The following is a 1,321-nucleotide window of genomic DNA, read 5'->3' as shown; positions in this document are numbered from 1 at the left end:
GCGCCGCTTCAGCCGCCGCCACGAAAGGTTCCCAAAAGGTCTTGTCCACGTTCAGCTCCCAGTCGCCAGCGCCGGTTCAGCGCCGCCACGCAACTCGCCCCCTGCCGGCGCGGCCCGACTCCGCTCGACGACACCAGCGAGTCGCATCATCACCTCGGGGTGACGCTGGCGTAGCGTCGTCAGCGAACCAGGCGAGTTGTAGAACCCGCGAAACTGACAAGCTAAGCATGTCACATACGGCCATCCTCTGCGGGTGATGCCGAGTACGGCAACACCCGCAGTTTGGCACGCGGTGCAATCGACCCTGAACTTCTCAGAAACGGTTGTCCACATCGCGCCTCCGTCGAGAACTGGTTTTACCCGTTGACTTATCTAAGCATGACACCCGCACATCGAACGTGCAAGCATAGGCGGCGATAGGGAGACAAACAAACGGATCACAGACCCGACGTAGAGCGCGGGTAGGATGCAAGTAAAGACTTGCGTGCACGTCGTCAGAACTCGCAATAGAGGGCTCGAAAATGCGCTTCGTATGCCTGAACTGCCAGACTGCCCACGACGAGCGGCTGCTTTGCTGCTTCGTGTGCGGGACTGCGCGGCTAGTCGTCCCTGCCTTTTCCCGCGCGCCGTCACGGGCGCTAGCGCAGCTCCAGCGAGCCACCGCAGCCGACCTCGTTCGGCGCAGGATGGACGAGGTCCGCATCCCCGCTGCACCGGACCTGCGCCTCGGTGTCGGCGCTCTGGGCGTGCTCTGGGGGCCTCCAGGCGCAGGCAAGAGCACGCTCGCCGTCCGGTGGCTCGACAGCATCCCCGGCCCTGTCGTGCTGTTTGCTGCGGAAGAGGGGCTGGCGGTGACCCTCGGCGAGCGTTTGCAGCGGTGCGGTGTCACTCGGCGTGACTTTCATGTCGTCGGGCAGGCCAGCGTCGACGAGCTGGCGGGCGTCGTCGAATCGACGAGGGCGCGCGCTCTCTGCATCGACTCGCTACAGGCGACGTCTCTCCAGCCTCACGACGTGCGGACCCTCACAACAAACCTCCGCGTGGCGCTCACCCTCGTCGTGAGTCAGGTGAACAAGGCGGGCGAGTTGCGTGGGACCAACGAGCTGCTCCACGAGGTCGACGTCGGGGTCGTCGTCGAGAACGGCGCGTGGCGACTGGTGAAGTCGAGATACCAAGAGGTGCCGCCGGAGGGGATTAGCGGCACCACCAACACGGAGAAGCAGGCATGACAAAGGCTCTCTACGTTCGCACGTCGACGAAAGACCAAGACGGAGCTGCACAGCTCCACGCACTCAGGCAAGCCGCGACGGCGCGCGGATGG

Annotated in this window: 2 protein-coding genes; both read left to right on the top strand. The window is 64.5% G+C overall.

What is annotated here, in order from left to right:
• The first annotated feature begins 521 nt into the window (after window positions 1–521).
• Entirely contained in the window at window positions 522–1,229 is a 708-nt protein-coding gene (locus EB084_25700) for a hypothetical protein (GenBank protein ID NDD31658.1), read from the top strand.
• Window positions 1,226–1,321: recombinase family protein (locus EB084_25695; protein NDD31657.1), on the top strand; the 96-nt coding region annotated here is incomplete at its 3' end. The genes EB084_25700 and EB084_25695, both read left to right, overlap by 4 nt.

The organism is Pseudomonadota bacterium (assembly GCA_010028905.1).
In the GTDB taxonomy this organism is placed as follows: Bacteria; Vulcanimicrobiota; Xenobia; order RGZZ01; family RGZZ01; genus RGZZ01.
The sequence above is the reverse complement of the archived record's forward strand: the minus strand, read 5'-3'. Positions and strand labels throughout refer to the sequence as shown.

Bases quoted from the DNA above. Each gene is read 5' to 3' on its own strand.
- EB084_25700 (NDD31658.1), top strand. From the start codon at position 522: ATGCGCTTCGTATGCCTGAACTGCCAGACTGCCCACGACGAGCGGCTG.